Below are 16,179 nucleotides of genomic sequence, written 5' to 3'. Positions count from 1 at the left end.
AAGGGGCGACCGTCGTCGCTGTGGACGACGTGGAGGTGGGGAGGAACGGTCGCGGAACTCAGAGCCCGCCAGGTGGGGCACGGCCCGTCAGGAGCGGTGAGGGCCCGCTGGACGACGGCAGGTGCCACCAGAAATCTGTCTGTGGTGAGGAGTGAACGGTGGAGAGCCGTTCAACGCTCACCACAGGCGAAGTTGTGGTGGACCGGAGCCGAGCCGCCTTGCCGGCTCACCACTCCAGGATCTGCCAGCGCTTCTTCTTCGCCACGGCGTACAGGCCCAGGTCCGGGGCGACCGCGGCGGGGGTGCCCACCAGCTCGAGCCAGGCGGCGTCGGCGTGGGAGTCGCCGTAGCCGTAGGAGGTGGAGAGGTCTGCGCCGTGCAGGTCGGCGTACTTGCGCAGCCAGTTCGCGCGCGCCTCGTCGACCAGCGGGGGAGTGGCCAGGTAGCCGGTCATCACGCCGGAGGCGTCCTCGTCCATGTGGGTGGCGATGACCTCGTCGAACAGGTCCGCGAGCGGCTCGACCAGCACGTCCAGCGCACCGGAGACCAGCAGCGTGCGGTGTCCGGCGGCGCGGTGACGCTCGATGGTCTCGAGCGCCTCGGGGAGGATCGAGGCCCGGATCCGGCGTCCGGCCTCGCCCTGCATCAGGGTGCGCAGATCCTCGCTGCGGTAGCCCTTGTAGCGGCGGTTGACCAGGCGGATCAGCTCCGAGCGGTCGCGCTTGTCGGCACGCAGGTAGCCGGGGATGGCCGTCAGCAGTCCGCCGATCTCCGCGGGCCAGGTGCGGCGCGGCTTGGTCGCCCGGACCACCGCGAAGTACTGCTGGACGATGTTCGTGGAGAGCACGGTGCCGTCGAGGTCGAACACGGCCAGCGTGTTCTCCGTGCGCTTCAGCTCGGGGACGGGCCGGGAGGCGCGCTTCTTCTGCGCGGACTTCGCGCGGGAGTAGGCCTTGGTGAGATCCGTGACCGCGGGGAGATGCTGCTGCTGGAAGTAGTCCTTCCAGACGAGCCCCGTGATGTCGAAGTCATGGGTGGCCAGGAACTCCGGTGAGAGCTCTTCGCGCAGCGCCCGCGTGTTGGCATCGTCGAAGACCATCTCGGTCTTCGTGTAGTGCCGGTACAGCTCGATGTACTTGCGCAGCATGGTCAGCCCGGAGGTGGCCTTGTGCAGGCTGGCGGTCCATTCCCGGGTGCGCTTGGTCGCCGGGAGATAGGCCACCGCGGCGGAGCCGAGCTTCGCCGAGAGCTCCTTGGCGCGGAACCGCTGCTCGACCATCTCGACGGCAGGGAAGGACCATTCGGGCACCGGGATCGGGCGGCCCTTGTCATCCTCGAGCGGGTACTTCAGGAAGTACTCGCGCACCGCGGTGACCATCTCGTGGAAGGGCAACGGGTTCGAGGCACCGGAGACCACCTGGAAGTAGGCGTCGTCGCCGCGCCGGGAGACGTCCTGCGTGGCGAGCGCGACGATCACGTTGACGACGTGGTCCACGGGGATGACGTCGAGGATCGAGTCGGCCAGGCCCGGGAACTCCGGCAGCACGCCGCGCCCGTAGGCCATGATCAGCGGGTCGGCGACCTTGTAGCCGTCGATCCAGCCCGGGTAGGGCTTCTTCATCGCGGACTCGATGATGGAGGGGCGCACGAAGGAGACGCGGTGGCCGTTCCCGGCCCAGAGCTCCTCGGCGACCTGCTCGGCCATCGCCTTGGTGAAGGTGTAGATGTCGGTCCAGCCGACGGACTGGGCGCGGGTGCGGCCGAAGTCGATCAGGCGCTCGTTGACCCACTCGCGGCGCGACTCCTCGGAGGCGGCGGCGACTGCGGTGGGGCCCATCCGGCCGTGACGACCCTTCGCCGCGCTGATCTGGGAGCGCAGCGTCTCGGGGCGGCGGGATTCCGCATCGACCCGGGCGCGGGCCTGCATCGCGGCCTCGTACTCGGCGCGCCAGTCGACGTCGGCCTTGAGCGAGCCCTCCTGGCGCAGACCCTTCGCGATGCCGCCGACGTAGGCGGTGGAGACATGGATGACGTGCGGGTCCTGGCCCGAGGCCAGCAGTGCCTCGTACAGGTTCCGGGCGCCGCCGACGTTGGTGCGGAAGGCGTCGTCGATCGGCGGGTCGAAGGAGACCGACGAGGCCGAGTGGATCACGGTGTCGAAGGGCTCGGTGAGCGCGGGCATGTCGGTGAGGTCACCCTCGAGCACGCCGACGCGCGCGTCGAAGATCTCCTTCAGCCGGGCCCTGCCGTCGACCGGCGCCTCCGCGGTGCCTTCGGCGGTGAGCAGCTCGGCCCAGGAGGAGAAGACGGGCTTGCGCAGCAGCTGTTCGAGCCGCTTGCGACCGGTGACGGAGCCCTTGGGGCGCACGACCGCGGTGATGTGCGTATCCGGCGTGGTCTCCAGCAGTGAGCGGAGCACAGCCTGACCCAGGAAGCCGGTGACCCCGGTCAGCAGGATCCGACGCCCTCCGCTGGTGGTGCCGCCGGGAGCGGTCTGAGCGACGGGGGCGGTGGTGTGCGTCATGGGATCCTCTGTGGACGGGTACGGCGGGGCGCGGGACACGGGTTCCGAGGCCACTCGGGTCGCGCGCGGGGGCCCTGCAGTGCTCCCACCAGGGAGCTTCTCCGCGCTGGTCAGGGCCTCGCTAGTGTATCGTAGCCGCCATGCATAGGGCCCTGATCACTGGCGGCACTGCAGGCATCGGGGCCGCGTTCGCCACAGCGTTCGCGGGTCGGGGGACAGCTCTCGTGCTGGTCGCGCGAGACCCCGATCGCCTCGCCGAGACCGCCGCGCAGCTGCGTCGCGAGTACGGCGTCGAGGTCGAGACGATGGTCGCCGACCTCTCCGACCGCGACGCCCAGCAGCGCGTCGCCGACCGCCTCGAGGCGACCACCGACCCGGTCGACGTGCTCATCAACAATGCGGGCTTCTCCGTGAAGGCCGGCCTGCTCGAGGACGACCTCTCCCAGCATGACCTCGGCTTCGAGGTGATGATCCGCGCGGTGCTCAAGCTGGGTGGCGCTGCGGGGCGGGCGATGAGCGCCCGCGGCCGGGGCTGGATCATCAACGTCGGCTCCGTCTCCGCGCTGGTCACCCAGAACAACTACTCCGCCATCAAGGCGTGGGTGGGCAATTACTCGGAATCTCTCGGCGTGCAGCTCAGCGGCGCCGGCGTGCAGGTCACGGCGCTGATGCCGGGCTGGGTGCGCACGGAGTTCCATACTCGGGCCGGGATCAAGGGCTCCTCGATCCCCGGGGTGCTCTGGCTCGACGCCGACCGCCTGGTCGAGGAGTGCCTGCGTGATGTCGCCCGCGGGAAGCCGGTCTCGATCCCCTCGAAGCGCTGGAAGGTGATCGCGGCGGTGCTGCGCGTGACTCCGCGTGGACTGGTGGCCCGGCTGAGCGCCCTGCTCAGCCACCGTCGTACCCGGGAGAAGTGATCGCGTGACCTCCGAGGACACCCCGCAGCCCGCCGATCCCGCCGACGGCACCGATCCTGCCGACGGCAGAGCCCCTGCTGAGGACGCGACCTCCGCCGATGTGACGGGCCCCGGGGAGGGTTCGCTGCCCGCCGACGAGACCAGCCCCGCCGCGGCGGAGCCGACCCCTGCGCCCTCGCCGGCCCGCGCGAAGCGGACGCGGAAGTCCCTCTCCGCCCGCTCCCGCGGGGAGGGCTGGGAGAAGCCGCAGGGAGAGCTGGCCAAGTACCGCTCGCAGGCGCGGGCCGCACTGCGCTTCGTGGCGCAGCGCGGGTTCTTCGGCGCGGTGGTCGGCTCGAACCTCACCACCTCGAAGGTGGTCCACCGCCGGGTGAAGACCGTGCGCGGGCCGTTCGTGCTGGTCGCCAACCATTCCAGCCATATCGACGCCCCGATGCTGGCGCGCGGCCTGCCGTGGGCGCAGGCACGCTTCCTGTCCACCGGCGTCGCCGCGGACTACTTCTTCACCGTCTGGTACCGCCGGCTCTTCGTCCGGATCATCTTCAACGCCTTCCCGGTGGACCGCGGCGGCTCCCGCAAGCACGCCGGCACCTCGCGCAAGCTGCTGCGCGCCGGCGTGCCGATCCTGGTGTTCCCCGAGGGGACCCGCCAGCTGGACGGGAAGATGGCCGATTTCAAGCCCGGCGCCGCGGCGCTCGCGATCGGGGTCGGCGTGCCCGTCGTGCCGGCTGCGATCATCGGCGCCCACGAGGCGATGCCCAAGGGGCGCAGCTGGCCGAAGCCGGGCCGGCCCCCGGTGGCCGTGGTCTTCGGCGAGCCGATGATCTCCCACGAGGACGAATCCGCGGTGGACTTCTCCGCGCGGATCCGGGCCCGGGTGAAGGACCTGTACGACGAGCATCACGACGAGGTCCTGGGCAGTGCTGTCCGGGACGAGGAGGACACCGCATGAGTGACCGGCTGAGCGCACGTGAGGTCAAGCGGCACAAGTGGTGGGGGTGGGGTCTGGACGACGTCACCTTCCGTTACGACAACAAGCCTGCCTTCGCCCCGCTGGCGAAGAACAAGGTCGGTGTCGACCTGGCGGCCAAGAGCACGCCCGTCGACCCCGTCCTGTCGGACTTCGAGGTGCCCGCGAGCCGGCTGCCCGCGCCCGTGCGCTCGCTGCTGACCGGCGTGGTCGGCGAGGAGAGCGTGCTGGAGGACGACGAGCACCGCGTCGTGCACTCCTTCGGCCGCTCCCTGCCGGACCTCTTCCGCGTGCGCCAGGGCGACTTCGCCCGCCTGGTCGACGCCGTGGTCTACCCCGCCTCCGAGGAGGAGGTCGCTGCAGTGCTGCGGATAGTGCTCGAGCAGGACCTGGTGCTGATCCCCTACGGCGGCGGCTCCAGCATCTCCGGCTCCGTCACCCCCGACATCGCCGAGCAGCGCCCGGTGATCTCCCTGAACCTCGGCCGCATGCGTGAGGTGCTCGAGATCGACGACACCGCGGGCCTGGCCCGGGTCGAGGCCGGCGTCTACGGCCCGGACCTCGAGGAGCAGCTGAACGCCGAGGGCTGGACCGTCGGCCATTTCCCGGACTCCTTCACCTACTCGACCCTCGGCGGCTGGGCCGCGACCCGCTCCTCAGGCATGCAGTCGGACAAGTACGGCGACATCGAGGACATCGTGCGCGGACTGCGCATGGTCCACCCCGACGGCATCGCGGTCACCAAGGCGATACCGGGCCGGGACTCCGGTCCCAGCGTGCACGAGATGATCCTGGGCAGCGAGGGCCGGCTCGGCGTGATCACCGAAGCCACCGTCCAGGTCCATCGCCTGGCCCCGGTGCGCCAGGTCATCGCCTATATGTATCCCGACTGGGAGCACGGCATCCGCGGCATGCACGCGATCGCCCGGTCCACCGACGTGACGCCCACGTTCACCCGACTCTCCGACGGCCCCGAGACCGAGTTCAGCCTCTCCATGGTCAAGGAGCCCAGCTCCACCAAGGGGAAGGTCGCCGCGAAGGTGCAGGACGGGCTGTTCGCCTACCTCCGCTCCCAGGGCTGGGACACCAGGAACGAGATGTCGATCTCCTACGTCTGCTTCGAGGGCTCCAAGACGGCCGTCGAGCAGCAGAAGTCGATCGTCAAGAAGATCGTGAAGAGCAACGGGGGCATCACCCTCGGCGCAGGTCCCGGCGCGATCTACGACCAGAAGAAGTTCGACACCCCCTACCTGCGCGACTTCCTGATGAACTACCAGGTCTTCGGGGACGTCTGCGACACCGGGGCGACCTGGTCGAACCTCAACGAGGTCCATGCGAAGGCCTACGAGGCGTTCTACGCGGTGCAGGAGGAGCAGGGCCTGCCGGGCTTCATGTTCTGCCACATGTCGCACAGCTACCACGCGGGGGCCTGCCTCTACTTCACCTTCGCCTTCCCCTACTCCTCCGACGAGGAGGCGCTCGGGCAGTACTACGCCGCCAAGAGCGCCGTGCAGCAGACCTTCGTGGATCTCGGATCGACGGTCAGCCACCACCACGCGGTGGGCACCGAGCACCAGCCGTGGATCACCGAGGACATCGGCGAGGTCGGCGCGCGCATGGTCAAAGGCTTGTTCGCCGATAACGATCCCGGCCGGAACCTGAACCCCGGCAAGGTCACCACCCCCTGACAGGAGCGTCGATGAACCGGCTGTGGGTGCTCCGGCACGGGGAGTCCACTGCGAACGTGGAGGGGCTGATCGTGTCGGCCCCTGGGCCGCGCGCGCTCTCCGAGGTGGGTCTGACGCCGCGCGGTCGTACCCAGGCCCGCGAGGCCGCCCGAGCCGGCGCCGCGCAGGGCCTGGGTCCGGAGACGGTGGTGCTCACGAGCGACTTCGCGCGCGCCCTCCAGACCGCCGAGGAGTTCGCCGCCGGGCTCGGCGCCGCCGCACCCCGGATCGATCAGCGCCTGCGCGAGCGCAGCTTCGGCCAGCACGACGAGGGCCCGGCCAGCGCCTATGAGCGGGTGTGGGGCATCGACCGCGAGCGCGGCACCCATCAGGACGAGGTCGAGCAGGTCGACGCGGTCGCAGCGCGGGTGCTCGAGGCGCTGCGCGAGGCCGACGAGCTCGCCCGCAGCGCGCCCGTGGTGCTGGTCGCCCACGGCGACGTGCTGCAGATCGCGCTCACGCTCGCAGCCGGGGCAGATCCCCATGACCACCGCGAACAGCCGCACCTCGGCAATGCCGAGCTGCGACTGCTCGGGCCCGTCAGAGACGTGCCCTCCACAGACGCACCCACCGAAGAGAGAGTCCGATCATGACCCTGCAGTTCCCCGGTGGAGTGGCCCTCACGGTGCGCGGTGACCTGCGCTCGGTGTGGACTGCTCTGGAGCAGTTCTTCCTCCGCCGCGGCTGGAGCGTCCACGAGCGCGGCCCGGGCCGGATCGACGTCGAGCGGGGCAGCCGACGCCGAAGCGTCTTCCTCGGCGCCTTCGCCGGTGCGAAGTTCCATCTCTCCGCGCCGATCGAGCTGCGGGAGGGGCCCGGCGTCACCGAGATCCGCTACCTCTGGGGCGAGTCGGCGGGCCGTGCACTCGGCGGGGCCTCAGGGAGGGCGCGTGCCGCCCGAGTGCACCTGGAGACGGCCGGAGCTCTCGAGCAGCAGTTCGGGTCCGATGGGAGGCTCGTGGAGGCGCGGAGGCTCTGACCCTGGGAGCTCTGACCGGCCCGTCGGTGCCGGCCGTCGGTGCCGGGCCGTTGGTGCTGAGTCCCGAAGGAGGCATCGGTCCGGCCTGTCCGGGGGCACAGAGCCCCTGTGACGGCCTCGGGGCCGATCGCGACCGCCCCGAGAAGTGCAGGCCCCTTCGCCATTGAAGGAGCCTGTATTCGACCATAGCCGTCCGGAGTGAGGAACAGATCACATCCCGGTCACGGTTCCTGGGGGTCGGCTGGGGACCGGGGCTCCGGAGCCATCGGGCCGTGATTCCTCGCCGCGAGTCCCCCGTCGTGGCTCACGGAAGGTGCCGAGACGCCTCTACGATGGTTCCAGCGTCTTTCGAGACGGCCCGCGAATCCCCAGCGACAGGACGAAGAATCCCATGGCACTGCGCATCGCCGTCTTCGGCGAGAACCGGCACGAGAAGGTCGACCACACGGTGCAGGCGATCTACCCCGACGGAATGCACACCGTGATCGCGGAGGGTCTGCGCACCCTGCTCGCGGCCGACGGCATCGAGGCCGAGGTGCGGATCGCGCTGCTCGACGACATCGAGGAGTCCCTCTCCGAGGAGGCGCTCGCCGAGACCGACGTCCTCACCTGGTGGGGCCATATGGCGCACGAGGATGTGCCCGATGAGATCTCGGAGCGGGTGGTGCGCCGCGTCCACGAGGGCATGGGCCTGATCCCGCTGCACTCCGCTCACTACTCCAAGCCGTTCAAGGCGCTGATGGGGACCACCTGCAACCTGCTGTGGCGCAATGAGGGGGAGGAGGAGCGGGTGTGGACCGTCAACGGCTCCCACCCGATCGCCCGCGGGGTGCCCCATCCGATCGTCATCCCCGCGCAGGAGATGTACGGCGAGATGTTCGACATCCCGGCTCCTGACGAGCTGGTCTTCGTCTCCTCCTTCGCCGGGGGAGAGGTGTTCCGCTCCGGTGCCGCCTTCCGCCGCGGCAAGGGGAAGGTCTTCTTCTTCAGCCCCGGCGACCAGGAGTACCCGGTCTACCACCAGGCCGAGATCCAGCGCGTGCTGGCCAACGCCGTGGTCTGGGCCCGACCCGAGGAGCGCGAGTCCGCGCCGGTGAAGATCGCCAATGCCCCGCGCGACTGGTTCCGCGGCGGCGAGGTCTCGCGTGCCATTTGAGCACTCTGTGGGCGCCCAGCCCGCTCTCCACTCAGCCCGCACGCTGACCGACACCTCCGCGGCCCCGGTGCCGTCCGTCGAGCGCACCGGCTTCCCGCCCCTGCCCGCGGACCGTCCCGCCCGCGTGGTGGTCGTCGGCGCCGGCGGGATGGGCAGCTGGTGGGCGCGGGAGATCGTCGCCAGCGGGGTGGCTGAGCTGGTGGGCGTCGCCGATCTGGTCGAGGGCGCGCCGCAGCGGGTGATCGAGCAGTCCGGGGTCGCTGACCCCGCGAGCGTCGCCGCCGGGACCGACGGGGTCGACCTCGCCCTCGAGGTGGGCGCCGACCTGCTGGTGAATCCGACCGTGCCGCTCGCGCACCATCCGGTGACCGTGAAGGCGCTGCACGCGGGGATCCCGGTGCTCGGCGAGAAGCCGGTCACCGAGACCCTTTCGGAGGCGCTGAGCCTGGTCGCGCACACCGAGCTGACCGGGGTGCCGTTCATGGTCTCCCAGTCGAGGCGGTTCTTCCGCCAGGTGCGGCAGCTGCGCAGCTTCGTCGCCGCCCAGGGGCCGACGGTGATGACCAGCGCGTTCTTCTCGCTGTTCGTCGAGCACGACGGGTTCCGCCGTACCCAGGACCATCCGTTGCTGCGCGATATGGGCATCCACGCCTTCGACACCGCCCGGTACCTCACCGGCGCCGACCCGGTGGCGGTCACCGCCCGCGGGGCCCGGCCGGACTGGAGCGTCTACTCGCACGACGCGAGCGTGAGCGCGACCTTCGAGATGTCCGACGGGTCGCTGTTCGCGTATCACGGCACCTGGAATGCTCGCGGCCTGCCGACCTGGTGGAACAGCGAATGGCGGATCGCCGCCCAGCACGGCTCCGCCACCTGGGACGGCACCTCGGCCCCGGTGCTCGGCACCGAGGACGAGCAGACCACCGCCCGCCTGCAGGCGGAGGTCGCCGCAGAGGACGCCCCGGAGCCCGATCAGATCGCGGCGTCGCTGGTGGAGTTCGTCAGCGCCCTGCGCGAGGGCCGCACCCCGATGTGCGAGGTGCACGAGAACCTGCTGAGCTTCGCGATGGTCGAGGCGGCAGTGGCCTCCGTGGAGAGCGGGCAGCGGATCGAGATCGACACTCTGCTCGAACAGGCCCGGGTGGAGGCGATCGCCGCGGAGACCGATCCCGCAGCCCGCGAGCTGATGAAGTCCTGGACCTCGGTGCGCGAGGTGCTCACCGCGTGAGCATCACCGTCACGAGGCTGGACCCGAACGGTGCCGATCACGAGGCCCTCGTCGACTTCATGACGCGGAACGAGTTCCCGTTCCATGTGCGTTCGCACCCGCGTGCCGAGGACATCGAGGCCCTGATCAGCAAAGGCGCCTACCGGGACGAGGACAACGACTCGTTCTGGATCGATCACGGCGAGCTGGGCCGCATCGGTTTCCTGCGCCTGGAGGATCTGAGCGATGAGGACCCGCTGTTCGACCTCCGCCTGGATGCACCGTTCCGCGGCCGCGGCCTCGGTGTCCAGGTCCTCCGAGCCGTGGCGGACCACGTCTTCGCCTCCATGCCGAACGTGAACCGCTTCGAGGGGCAGACCCGTGAGGACAACATCGCGATGCGCAGGACCTTCCTGCGCTGCGGCTGGGTCAAGGAGGCGCACTACCGGGAGGGCTGGCCGGTGGACGGCGGCGCACCGCTCGCCACGGTCGCCTACAGCATCCTGCGCCGGGACTGGGAGAGTGGGGAGACGACCACGTTCGTCTGGGACGATCTCGCCCTCTAGACGCCTGCGGTGACCCGCACGCCGGCGCGGTCCAGGTGAGGCAGGGCCTGGTGCAGCCGCTCCTCGATCTGGTCCGCAAGCAGGCGGGAGCGGCCGACGCTGAGGCCCGGGTCGACGTCCACAGTGACCTCCGCCTCGAGGCGATGCCCGATCCAGCGGGCTCTGGCATCGTGCACGGCGAGCACACCGGGCACTGCGGCAGCTGCCTCGATCGTGTCCAGGGTGCCGGGCTCGACACCGTCCATCAGGCGGTGGATCACCGTGCGCATCGAGCTGATCAGCACGAGCACCACCATCACGGTGATGACCAGGCCGATGATCGGGTCGATCCAGGCCAGGCCCAGCCAGGCTCCGATCACGCCGATCACCACGGCGAGCGAGGTGAGCGCATCGGTGCGCGCGTGCTGTCCCTCGGCGATCAGCGCGGCTGAGCCGATCTTCCGGCCCGCGCGGATCCGATACCTCGCGACCAGCTCGTTCCCGGCCGCACCGATGACGGCGGCGGCGAGCACCCAGCCCAGATGGGTCATATCCCGAGCAGAGGTGAGCGCCCGCAGGGACTCCCAGACGATCAGCGCTGCTGACAGAGCGATCACCGCCCCGATCAGAAGCCCCACCAGGTCCTCAGCACGCCGGAAGCCATGGCTGTAGCGGCGGGTGGGGGCGCGCAGGCCCAGACGGAAGGCGATGATCAGCGGGATCGTGGTGGCCAGATGGCCGAGGTTGTGAACGGTATCGGCGAGCAGCGCGACCGAGCCGCTGAGTGCGACGATGGCGATCTGCAGCAGCGCGGTCGCTCCCATGCCGGCGAGGCTCACCCAGGCCGCTCGGATCCCGATCGCGCTGGACTCCTCGGCGGTGCGGATCGCGTCGCCGTGATCGTGGCTGTGAGGGGTCAGGGCATGGCGCAGGCGTGCCCAGAGGCTGGTGCCAGCGTGGTCGTGGTCGTGGTCGTGGTCGTGGTGGTCGTGGTGGTCGTGGTCGGCGTGGTGGTGGTGGTCGTGATCGGGGGCGTGCTGCGGCGTTGGGTGCGCGCCGTGCGAGTGATCGGAGGCGGGGGGCGGAGACACGCTGTCAATCTATCTGCGTAGACATGCGGATAGCAACATCTGCGTACGATGGAGACATGCATCCCGCGCCCGTCCATCCGGTCCCCGACGACGAGCATGCTCAGATCGCCGCCCAGACCTTCCGGATGCTCGCCGACCCCACCCGGGTCAAGATCCTCTGGGCACTCTTCCAGCAGGAGTCCAGCGTCAATGCGCTCGCCGAGGCGATCGGGGCGACACCCGCCGCGGTGAGCCAGCATCTGTCCAAGCTGCGACTGGCCGGTCTCGTGCAGAGCCGCAAGGAGGGCACCTTCGCCTTCTATCGCGCCTCGGACGCCCATGTGCGCCGACTCCTCACGGAGACGCTCTCGCACGCCGAGCACGTCACCGGAGCGGCGGCGGGGGATGACCCTCACGGCTACTGAGCGGTGAGTGTCGGTGGGAGGCCGGATGCCGTGGGGACATCGCACCGGGCGTCCCTAAGCGTGCACCCGGCGCCTGCGCCGGTATCGCACACGGCAGGGACGAAGAAGCCCCCCGCCGCACCTTTCGGTGCCGCGAGGGGCTGACTTCTGCAGTGCGCCCGGAGGGATTCGAACCCCCAACCTTCTGATCCGTAGTCAGATGCTCTATCCGTTAAGCTACGGGCGCCCGTTGGCTGGACCAACCTGAACTACTTTAGCGGGCCGCGCAGATCGACGCCAATCCGGGAGCCATGACCCTGCTCACACGGCTCCCGGACGGCTCACCGAGGTGAGGTCACCAGCTCGGATTCTGCGGAGGCTGCTGCCCCTGGTCGGGATGGTCCCAGGGCTGACCGCCCTGGTTCGGCTGGTTCTGCCCGGGCTGGCCCTGCCCGGACTGGCTCCACTGCTGCTGCTGCGGGGCCGGGGGAGGGGACGCCTGACCCCAGGGCTGGTCACCCTGCGGGCCGCCGGGCTGCGTCGGGGCCGGGGACGCCTGTCCCCACGGCTGTCCACCCTGCTGACCGCTCTGCGGCGCCACCGGGGGCATCGCGCCGGCCGCGGCGCCCGGGGCTGCTGCCCCATAGCCGGCAGGCATGCCGGAGCCACCAGCGCCGCCGCCCTTGTTCCTGCGCGCCCGGAGCACGAAGAAGATGACCGCCGCCAGCAGCAGCAGGAGGAGGAACCCGAGCACGAGCGCGACGATGACGACGATCACCCAGGGGAACCCGCCGGCGTCGGCCCGGATGTCGATTCCCGCCGCCAGCTCGTTCAGATCGGTGAAGGTGACGGAGTTGCCGTCGACCTGGCCGCCCTGGGACGCGAGAACCTCGCCCGGGAAGGTGAAGGTCATCCGGAAGTCGATCTCGAGGCCCTCCATCTCGGGAGAGTTCAGGTCCTGTCCCACGCTCTCGCTGCCATCGATCACCAGATGGTATTCACCGTCGGCCTCGGTGAGGGAGAAGCCATCCTCGAAGTTGTCACTGGTCATGACGCCCGTGATGAGGCATCCGAGCTGACCGTTCTCCTCATAGGGCTCGACGCTCGGGGCCATCTCCCCTACTGCGGTCATCTCTTCCTCGAAAGCGGTGCACATCTCCTTGGCGGAGCTGTAGAGCCCTTCGGCGAACTCCTCGTCCATCGCGAAGTCATAGGAGACGTTGATCGTGTCGGCGTCCTGGATGTCGAAGTCCGCGTGGAACTTCCCGCACCCGGCGAGCACCATGAGGAACGGCAGGAGGAGGACGGCGACGATCCTGCGCCGTATCGAGATGCTGCTGGTCATGGTGCCCCCATCGGGTGGTTCGCTGGATTCGAGCACGGCGTCGGCGGCAGTGGTCGTTGCGATCAGGGTACCTGGGCAGGGGCATCTGCGCGGTGGGGAGAACTCCCCATCGCGCCGCTCATCCGGTGACTACTTCCAGAACATCAGCATGCCGCCGCCCACCATCAGCACGCCGAAGCCCGCCGCGAGGTTCCAGTCGCCGATCGGCAGCGGGAGCAGACCCGACGAGATGTAGTAGGTGACCAGGTAGAGCAGGCCCAGGACCAGGAGCACCACGGCGGTGGGAGCGAGCCAGCTGGGGTTCTGCGTCGCCGCAGCGACCCTGCGGCCGGTGCTGCGGGAGCTCTCCGCGGCGGCTGCCTTCTTCACCGAGGTGGAACGGGTGGAGTCCTTGGCCTTCTGGCTGACCTCGCCGCCCTTGACCGTGGACGGATCCTTGCCGGCGGAGCCCTTCGATCCCTTGGCGGCCTTCGAGACCGGATCCTTCGCGGAGCGTCGTGAGGGTGCCGCATCCTTCGCCGTGGTGACCTTGGCAGCAGAGTCCTTCGCGCTCGTCTCCGTCGTCTCGTCGGCGGAGGCGGTGAGATCCTCCGCGGCGGCCGCGGGGGACGTCGACGCGGCCTCGGCCTTCGAGTTCGACGCCGTCTGAGCGGACGACTTCTTCCTGCTCCTGGCCATGTGACAGTGCTCCCTCGGGGCGGCGATGTTCGCGGGCGTGCCGCGCAGGTCCACAGGTGTGAACCTTGGCCTAGGGTAATGCTCGTCGGGCGAGGGTGCGAGGTGAGGAGGGGCGATGGACGCAGACGGTGTGGACCCTGTCTCCGAGCGACCCTCGGAGCGCCTGTCAGAGCGCCCGTCGGAGCGCCCGTCACAGGGGCGCTCCAGGCGCCCCTTGGGCGGTTCCCGCGGCCGCATCGGCGTGGCCGTGGTCATGGTGCTGTGCGGGGTCCTGTTCGCCACCACCGCCCGGCTCTCCAGCGGCGGGTCCATCCGTGACGAGAGCAGTGACGTGGTCGGGGTGCTCCAGGAGCGCGGCCGCGATATCGAGCAGATCACGCAGGAGAACGCCGAGAAGCGGGCCGAGATCGAACAGCTGCGTGGCCGCAGCGCCGGTGCGGAGACCGTCGAGCGCACCGCGCAGATAGCTGACGCCGTCGGCCTCAGCGAGGTCAGCGGCCCCGGCCTCCAGATCACCCTCACGGACGCGCCGAGCAGCGCGCTGGGCTCGATCCCGGGCACCGAACCCAACGACCTCGTGGTCCATCAGCAGGACCTCGAGTCCTACATCAACGCCCTCTGGGCAGGCGGGGCAGAGGCGATGATGCTGCAGGACCAGCGGGTGATCAACGGCAGCGCCTTCCGCTGCGCGGGCAACACCCTCCTGCTCGAGGGCAGGGTGTACTCCCCACCCTTCGTGATCACCGTGATCGGCCCGGTGGACGAGATGGCCGCCGCGCTCGAGCAGGCCCCGGGCGTCCAGGTGTACCGCGAATGGGTGGAGCACGTGGGCCTGGGCGAGAAGGTCGAGGACCTCGAGACCACCACCCTGCCCGCCTTCCAGGGCTCTTTGACCGTCGATGCGACGGTGATCCGATGACCCCCTCCCCTCGGCGTCGTCGCGGCGGAGGCCTCGTCGGCGTCCTCGGCGAGCTGCTGCTCACGCTCGGCGTGCTGCTGCTGCTGTTCCTGGTCTGGCAGCTGTGGTGGACGGATGTGGTCGCCGATCGCGAGCAGGCCGGCATCATCGACGGCCTCGAGCAGGAGTGGGGCGAGGTCGACGCCGAGCAGATCGCGCCCCGTCAGGACGGGCCTCCGCCGGCGGTCCAGACCCCCGCGGACACCATGGTGTGGGGCAAGATGCACGTTCCCGACTTCGACCGCCCGGCGTTCCCGCTCGCTGAGGGCGTGAGCCTCGAGGAGGTGCTGAACGTCAAGGGTGCCGGGCACTATCCGGAGACCGCCCTGCCGGGCGAGGTGGGCAACTTCTCGGTGGCCGGGCATCGCAACACCTACGGCCGGGTCTTCGAGGACATCGCCCGGCTCGAACCCGGCAACGCGATCGTGGTCGAGACCGGTGACGCCTTCTACGTGTACGAGGTGACCGAGTCGCTGATCGTGCAGCCGCAGGACATCGAGGTGATCGCGCCGGCCCCCGGACAGCCCGGCGTCGAGCCCACCCAGCAGATGCTCACGCTGACCGCCTGCCATCCGATGTACTCCGCGCGGGAGCGGTACATCGTCCATGCGGAGTTCGCGTACTGGACCGACCGGGCCGACGGGATCCCCGAGGCCCTCGCGACCGCGGCGGGGGGAGCCGACGATGGGGCGTCCGACGGTCGGGCGTCCGACGGTGGGGCAGCGCCCGGCGGCGTGCCCGCGACGTCTGAGGAGGAGAGCTGATGTACGGCTGGCTGTTCCGTCACCTGCCCGGGCCGCTGTGGGCGAGGATCCTGCTCACCGTGGTGCTGCTGGCGGCGCTCATCGTGGCGCTGTTCGGCTGGGTGTTCCCGGCGATCGCGCCCTCTCTGCCCTTCAACGACGGGCTGGTCGGCGCGCTGCAGCTCGGAGAGCGCGCGGCCTCGCCCGCGTCCTGAGCCGTGCTTTGGGCACGGGCACGGGAGCTGTGGGCTGGCGCTCTGGGCTGGGACGAGAGCGGCTCAGCCCGCGGTCATCAGGGGCTCGAGGCCCGCGGAGCGCTCGACGGCGTCGATCCCGTCGCAGAGCTCGAGGAAACGGCCGAGCATCAGGTGCCCGTTCTCGGTGAGCACCGACTCCGGATGGAACTGCACCCCGTGCAGGGGCAGCTCCCGGTGGGCCAGACCCATCACCATGCCGTCGGCCGTGCGGGCCGTGACCTCGAGCGTGGAGGGGATCGTCTCCGGCACCACGGTGAGGGAGTGATAGCGGGTCGCTGTCATCGGCGAGGGGACCCCGGCGAAGACGCTGGTGCCCTGATGGGTGAGCTCGCTGGTGCGTCCGTGCATGAGCTGCGGGGAGTGATCCACCGTGGCACCGAAGAACTGCCCGAGAGCCTGATGGCCCAGGCACACCCCGAGCATCGGCACCGTCTGTGCGGCGCAGGCGCCGATCACCTCGAGCGAGCGCCCGGCGGTGGTGGGGGTGCCGGGACCGGGGGAGACGAGCACCCCGTCGAACCCGCCCAGGTCCACTGAGCTGTCGGCGGTCTGCGGCACCTCGTCATTGCGCGTCACGACCGTCTCGGCGCCCATCTGCTCGAGGTAGCCCACGATGGTGTAGACGAAGCTGTCGTAGTTGTCGACCACCAGGATCCGGGCGGTGCGGGGCATGGCGCCGGTGGGAGAGGCGGTGCTCGT

At 70.0% G+C, this 16,179-nt stretch carries 17 protein-coding genes and 1 tRNA gene; 12 read left to right on the top strand and 6 right to left on the bottom strand.

What is annotated here, in order from left to right; genetic code table 11:
* Positions 1 to 226: 226 nt before the first annotated feature.
* Positions 227 to 2,524 (bottom strand): HAD-IB family hydrolase, encoded by a 2,298-nt coding sequence (locus Q0937_RS02840; protein ID WP_299299503.1) that lies wholly within the window; start codon positions 2,522 to 2,524, stop codon positions 227 to 229.
* A 140-nt stretch (positions 2,525 to 2,664) separates the two neighbouring features.
* On the opposite strand from Q0937_RS02840, the gene Q0937_RS02835 reads away from it, so the two are divergent.
* The 8 genes from Q0937_RS02835 to Q0937_RS02800 all read left to right on the top strand — a co-directional run bounded on the left by Q0937_RS02835 (position 2,665) and on the right by Q0937_RS02800 (position 10,046).
* The gene (locus Q0937_RS02835) at positions 2,665 to 3,441 is read left to right on the top strand and encodes an SDR family oxidoreductase (protein WP_299299501.1); all 777 of its coding nucleotides are present in this window, start codon (positions 2,665 to 2,667) and stop codon (positions 3,439 to 3,441) included.
* A 4-nt stretch (positions 3,442 to 3,445) separates the two neighbouring features.
* Entirely contained in the window at positions 3,446 to 4,393 is a 948-nt protein-coding gene (locus Q0937_RS02830; protein ID WP_299299499.1) for a lysophospholipid acyltransferase family protein, read from the top strand.
* Complete coding sequence (locus Q0937_RS02825; RefSeq protein WP_299299497.1) at positions 4,390 to 6,099, top strand: FAD-binding oxidoreductase; 1,710 nt, start codon at positions 4,390 to 4,392, stop codon at positions 6,097 to 6,099. Before Q0937_RS02830 ends, Q0937_RS02825 begins: the two co-directional genes overlap by 4 nt.
* 11 nt (positions 6,100 to 6,110) lie before the next feature.
* The gene (locus Q0937_RS02820) at positions 6,111 to 6,731 is read left to right on the top strand and encodes a histidine phosphatase family protein (protein WP_299299495.1); all 621 of its coding nucleotides are present in this window, start codon (positions 6,111 to 6,113) and stop codon (positions 6,729 to 6,731) included.
* Positions 6,728 to 7,117: a hypothetical protein gene (locus tag Q0937_RS02815; RefSeq protein ID WP_299299493.1), complete on the top strand. Its 390-nt coding sequence runs from the start codon at positions 6,728 to 6,730 to the stop codon at positions 7,115 to 7,117. The genes Q0937_RS02820 and Q0937_RS02815 overlap by 4 nt, the downstream gene beginning before the upstream one ends.
* Positions 7,118 to 7,508: 391 nt before the next feature.
* Positions 7,509 to 8,273, top strand: coding sequence for a ThuA domain-containing protein (locus tag Q0937_RS02810; protein ID WP_299299491.1), 765 nt, complete (start codon positions 7,509 to 7,511; stop codon positions 8,271 to 8,273).
* A complete protein-coding gene (locus tag Q0937_RS02805) occupies positions 8,263 to 9,501 on the top strand; it encodes a Gfo/Idh/MocA family protein (RefSeq protein WP_299299489.1) in 1,239 nt (412 codons plus the stop codon). The genes Q0937_RS02810 and Q0937_RS02805 overlap by 11 nt, the downstream gene beginning before the upstream one ends.
* Positions 9,498 to 10,046 (top strand): GNAT family N-acetyltransferase, encoded by a 549-nt coding sequence (locus tag Q0937_RS02800; RefSeq protein WP_299299487.1) that lies wholly within the window; start codon positions 9,498 to 9,500, stop codon positions 10,044 to 10,046. Before Q0937_RS02805 ends, Q0937_RS02800 begins: the two co-directional genes overlap by 4 nt.
* Here the strand turns inward: Q0937_RS02800 and Q0937_RS02795 are convergent.
* Positions 10,043 to 11,116, bottom strand: a complete 1,074-nt coding sequence (locus Q0937_RS02795; protein WP_299299485.1) for a cation diffusion facilitator family transporter — start codon at positions 11,114 to 11,116, stop codon at positions 10,043 to 10,045. The two genes, Q0937_RS02800 and Q0937_RS02795, sit on opposite strands and share 4 nt — an antisense overlap.
* 56 nt (positions 11,117 to 11,172) lie before the next feature.
* On the opposite strand from Q0937_RS02795, the gene Q0937_RS02790 reads away from it, so the two are divergent.
* Positions 11,173 to 11,520: a metalloregulator ArsR/SmtB family transcription factor gene (locus tag Q0937_RS02790; RefSeq protein WP_299299483.1), complete on the top strand. Its 348-nt coding sequence runs from the start codon at positions 11,173 to 11,175 to the stop codon at positions 11,518 to 11,520.
* 153 nt (positions 11,521 to 11,673) lie between these two features.
* Here Q0937_RS02790 and Q0937_RS02785 read toward each other — a convergent pair.
* From Q0937_RS02785 to Q0937_RS02775, 3 genes are all read right to left on the bottom strand, one after another.
* A tRNA-Arg gene (locus tag Q0937_RS02785) sits at positions 11,674 to 11,746 on the bottom strand.
* 108 nt (positions 11,747 to 11,854) lie between these two features.
* A complete protein-coding gene (locus tag Q0937_RS02780) occupies positions 11,855 to 12,844 on the bottom strand; it encodes an LppM family (lipo)protein (RefSeq protein ID WP_299299481.1) in 990 nt (329 codons plus the stop codon).
* 129 nt (positions 12,845 to 12,973) lie between these two features.
* A complete protein-coding gene (locus tag Q0937_RS02775; protein WP_299299479.1) occupies positions 12,974 to 13,522 on the bottom strand; it encodes a cell division protein CrgA in 549 nt (182 codons plus the stop codon).
* A gap of 115 nt (positions 13,523 to 13,637) precedes the next feature.
* Between Q0937_RS02775 and Q0937_RS02770 the strand changes: the two genes are divergently transcribed.
* From Q0937_RS02770 to Q0937_RS02760, 3 genes are read left to right on the top strand one after another with little or no spacing between them, the layout of a single operon-like run.
* Entirely contained in the window at positions 13,638 to 14,441 is an 804-nt protein-coding gene (locus Q0937_RS02770; RefSeq protein ID WP_299299477.1) for a DUF881 domain-containing protein, read from the top strand.
* Positions 14,438 to 15,244 (top strand): class E sortase, encoded by an 807-nt coding sequence (locus tag Q0937_RS02765; RefSeq protein WP_299299475.1) that lies wholly within the window; start codon positions 14,438 to 14,440, stop codon positions 15,242 to 15,244. Before Q0937_RS02770 ends, Q0937_RS02765 begins: the two co-directional genes overlap by 4 nt.
* Positions 15,244 to 15,438 carry a hypothetical protein gene (locus Q0937_RS02760; protein WP_299299473.1) on the top strand — a complete coding sequence of 65 codons (195 nt, stop codon included), beginning with the start codon at positions 15,244 to 15,246 and terminating at the stop codon, positions 15,436 to 15,438. The genes Q0937_RS02765 and Q0937_RS02760 overlap by 1 nt, the downstream gene beginning before the upstream one ends.
* 63 nt (positions 15,439 to 15,501) lie before the next feature.
* Here the strand turns inward: Q0937_RS02760 and Q0937_RS02755 are convergent, their stop codons facing one another.
* The gene (locus Q0937_RS02755) at positions 15,502 to 16,152 is read right to left on the bottom strand and encodes an aminodeoxychorismate/anthranilate synthase component II (protein WP_299299654.1); all 651 of its coding nucleotides are present in this window, start codon (positions 16,150 to 16,152) and stop codon (positions 15,502 to 15,504) included.
* Positions 16,153 to 16,179: the final 27 nt, after the last annotated feature.

This window comes from uncultured Brachybacterium sp., assembly GCF_947500705.1.
Taxonomy (GTDB): domain Bacteria; phylum Actinomycetota; class Actinomycetes; order Actinomycetales; family Dermabacteraceae; genus Brachybacterium.
The sequence above is the reverse complement of the archived record's forward strand: the minus strand, read 5'-3'. Positions and strand labels throughout refer to the sequence as shown.

Excerpts from the sequence above, each read along its gene's own strand:
- Q0937_RS02765 (WP_299299475.1), top strand. The coding sequence starts at position 14,438 with ATGACCCCCTCCCCTCGGCGTCGTCGCGGCGGAGGCCTCGTCGGCGTC.
- Q0937_RS02780 (WP_299299481.1), bottom strand. The coding sequence starts at position 12,844 with ATGACCAGCAGCATCTCGATACGGCGCAGGATCGTCGCCGTCCTCCTC.
- Q0937_RS02810 (WP_299299491.1), top strand. The coding sequence starts at position 7,509 with ATGGCACTGCGCATCGCCGTCTTCGGCGAGAACCGGCACGAGAAGGTC.
- Q0937_RS02755 (WP_299299654.1), bottom strand. The coding sequence starts at position 16,152 with ATGCCCCGCACCGCCCGGATCCTGGTGGTCGACAACTACGACAGCTTC.
- Q0937_RS02820 (WP_299299495.1), top strand. The coding sequence starts at position 6,111 with ATGAACCGGCTGTGGGTGCTCCGGCACGGGGAGTCCACTGCGAACGTG.
- Q0937_RS02790 (WP_299299483.1), top strand. The coding sequence starts at position 11,173 with ATGCATCCCGCGCCCGTCCATCCGGTCCCCGACGACGAGCATGCTCAG.
- Q0937_RS02775 (WP_299299479.1), bottom strand. The coding sequence starts at position 13,522 with ATGGCCAGGAGCAGGAAGAAGTCGTCCGCTCAGACGGCGTCGAACTCG.
- Q0937_RS02835 (WP_299299501.1), top strand. The coding sequence starts at position 2,665 with ATGCATAGGGCCCTGATCACTGGCGGCACTGCAGGCATCGGGGCCGCG.
- Q0937_RS02825 (WP_299299497.1), top strand. The coding sequence starts at position 4,390 with ATGAGTGACCGGCTGAGCGCACGTGAGGTCAAGCGGCACAAGTGGTGG.
- Q0937_RS02840 (WP_299299503.1), bottom strand. The coding sequence starts at position 2,524 with ATGACGCACACCACCGCCCCCGTCGCTCAGACCGCTCCCGGCGGCACC.
- Q0937_RS02770 (WP_299299477.1), top strand. The coding sequence starts at position 13,638 with ATGGACGCAGACGGTGTGGACCCTGTCTCCGAGCGACCCTCGGAGCGC.
- Q0937_RS02760 (WP_299299473.1), top strand. The coding sequence starts at position 15,244 with ATGTACGGCTGGCTGTTCCGTCACCTGCCCGGGCCGCTGTGGGCGAGG.
- Q0937_RS02815 (WP_299299493.1), top strand. The coding sequence starts at position 6,728 with ATGACCCTGCAGTTCCCCGGTGGAGTGGCCCTCACGGTGCGCGGTGAC.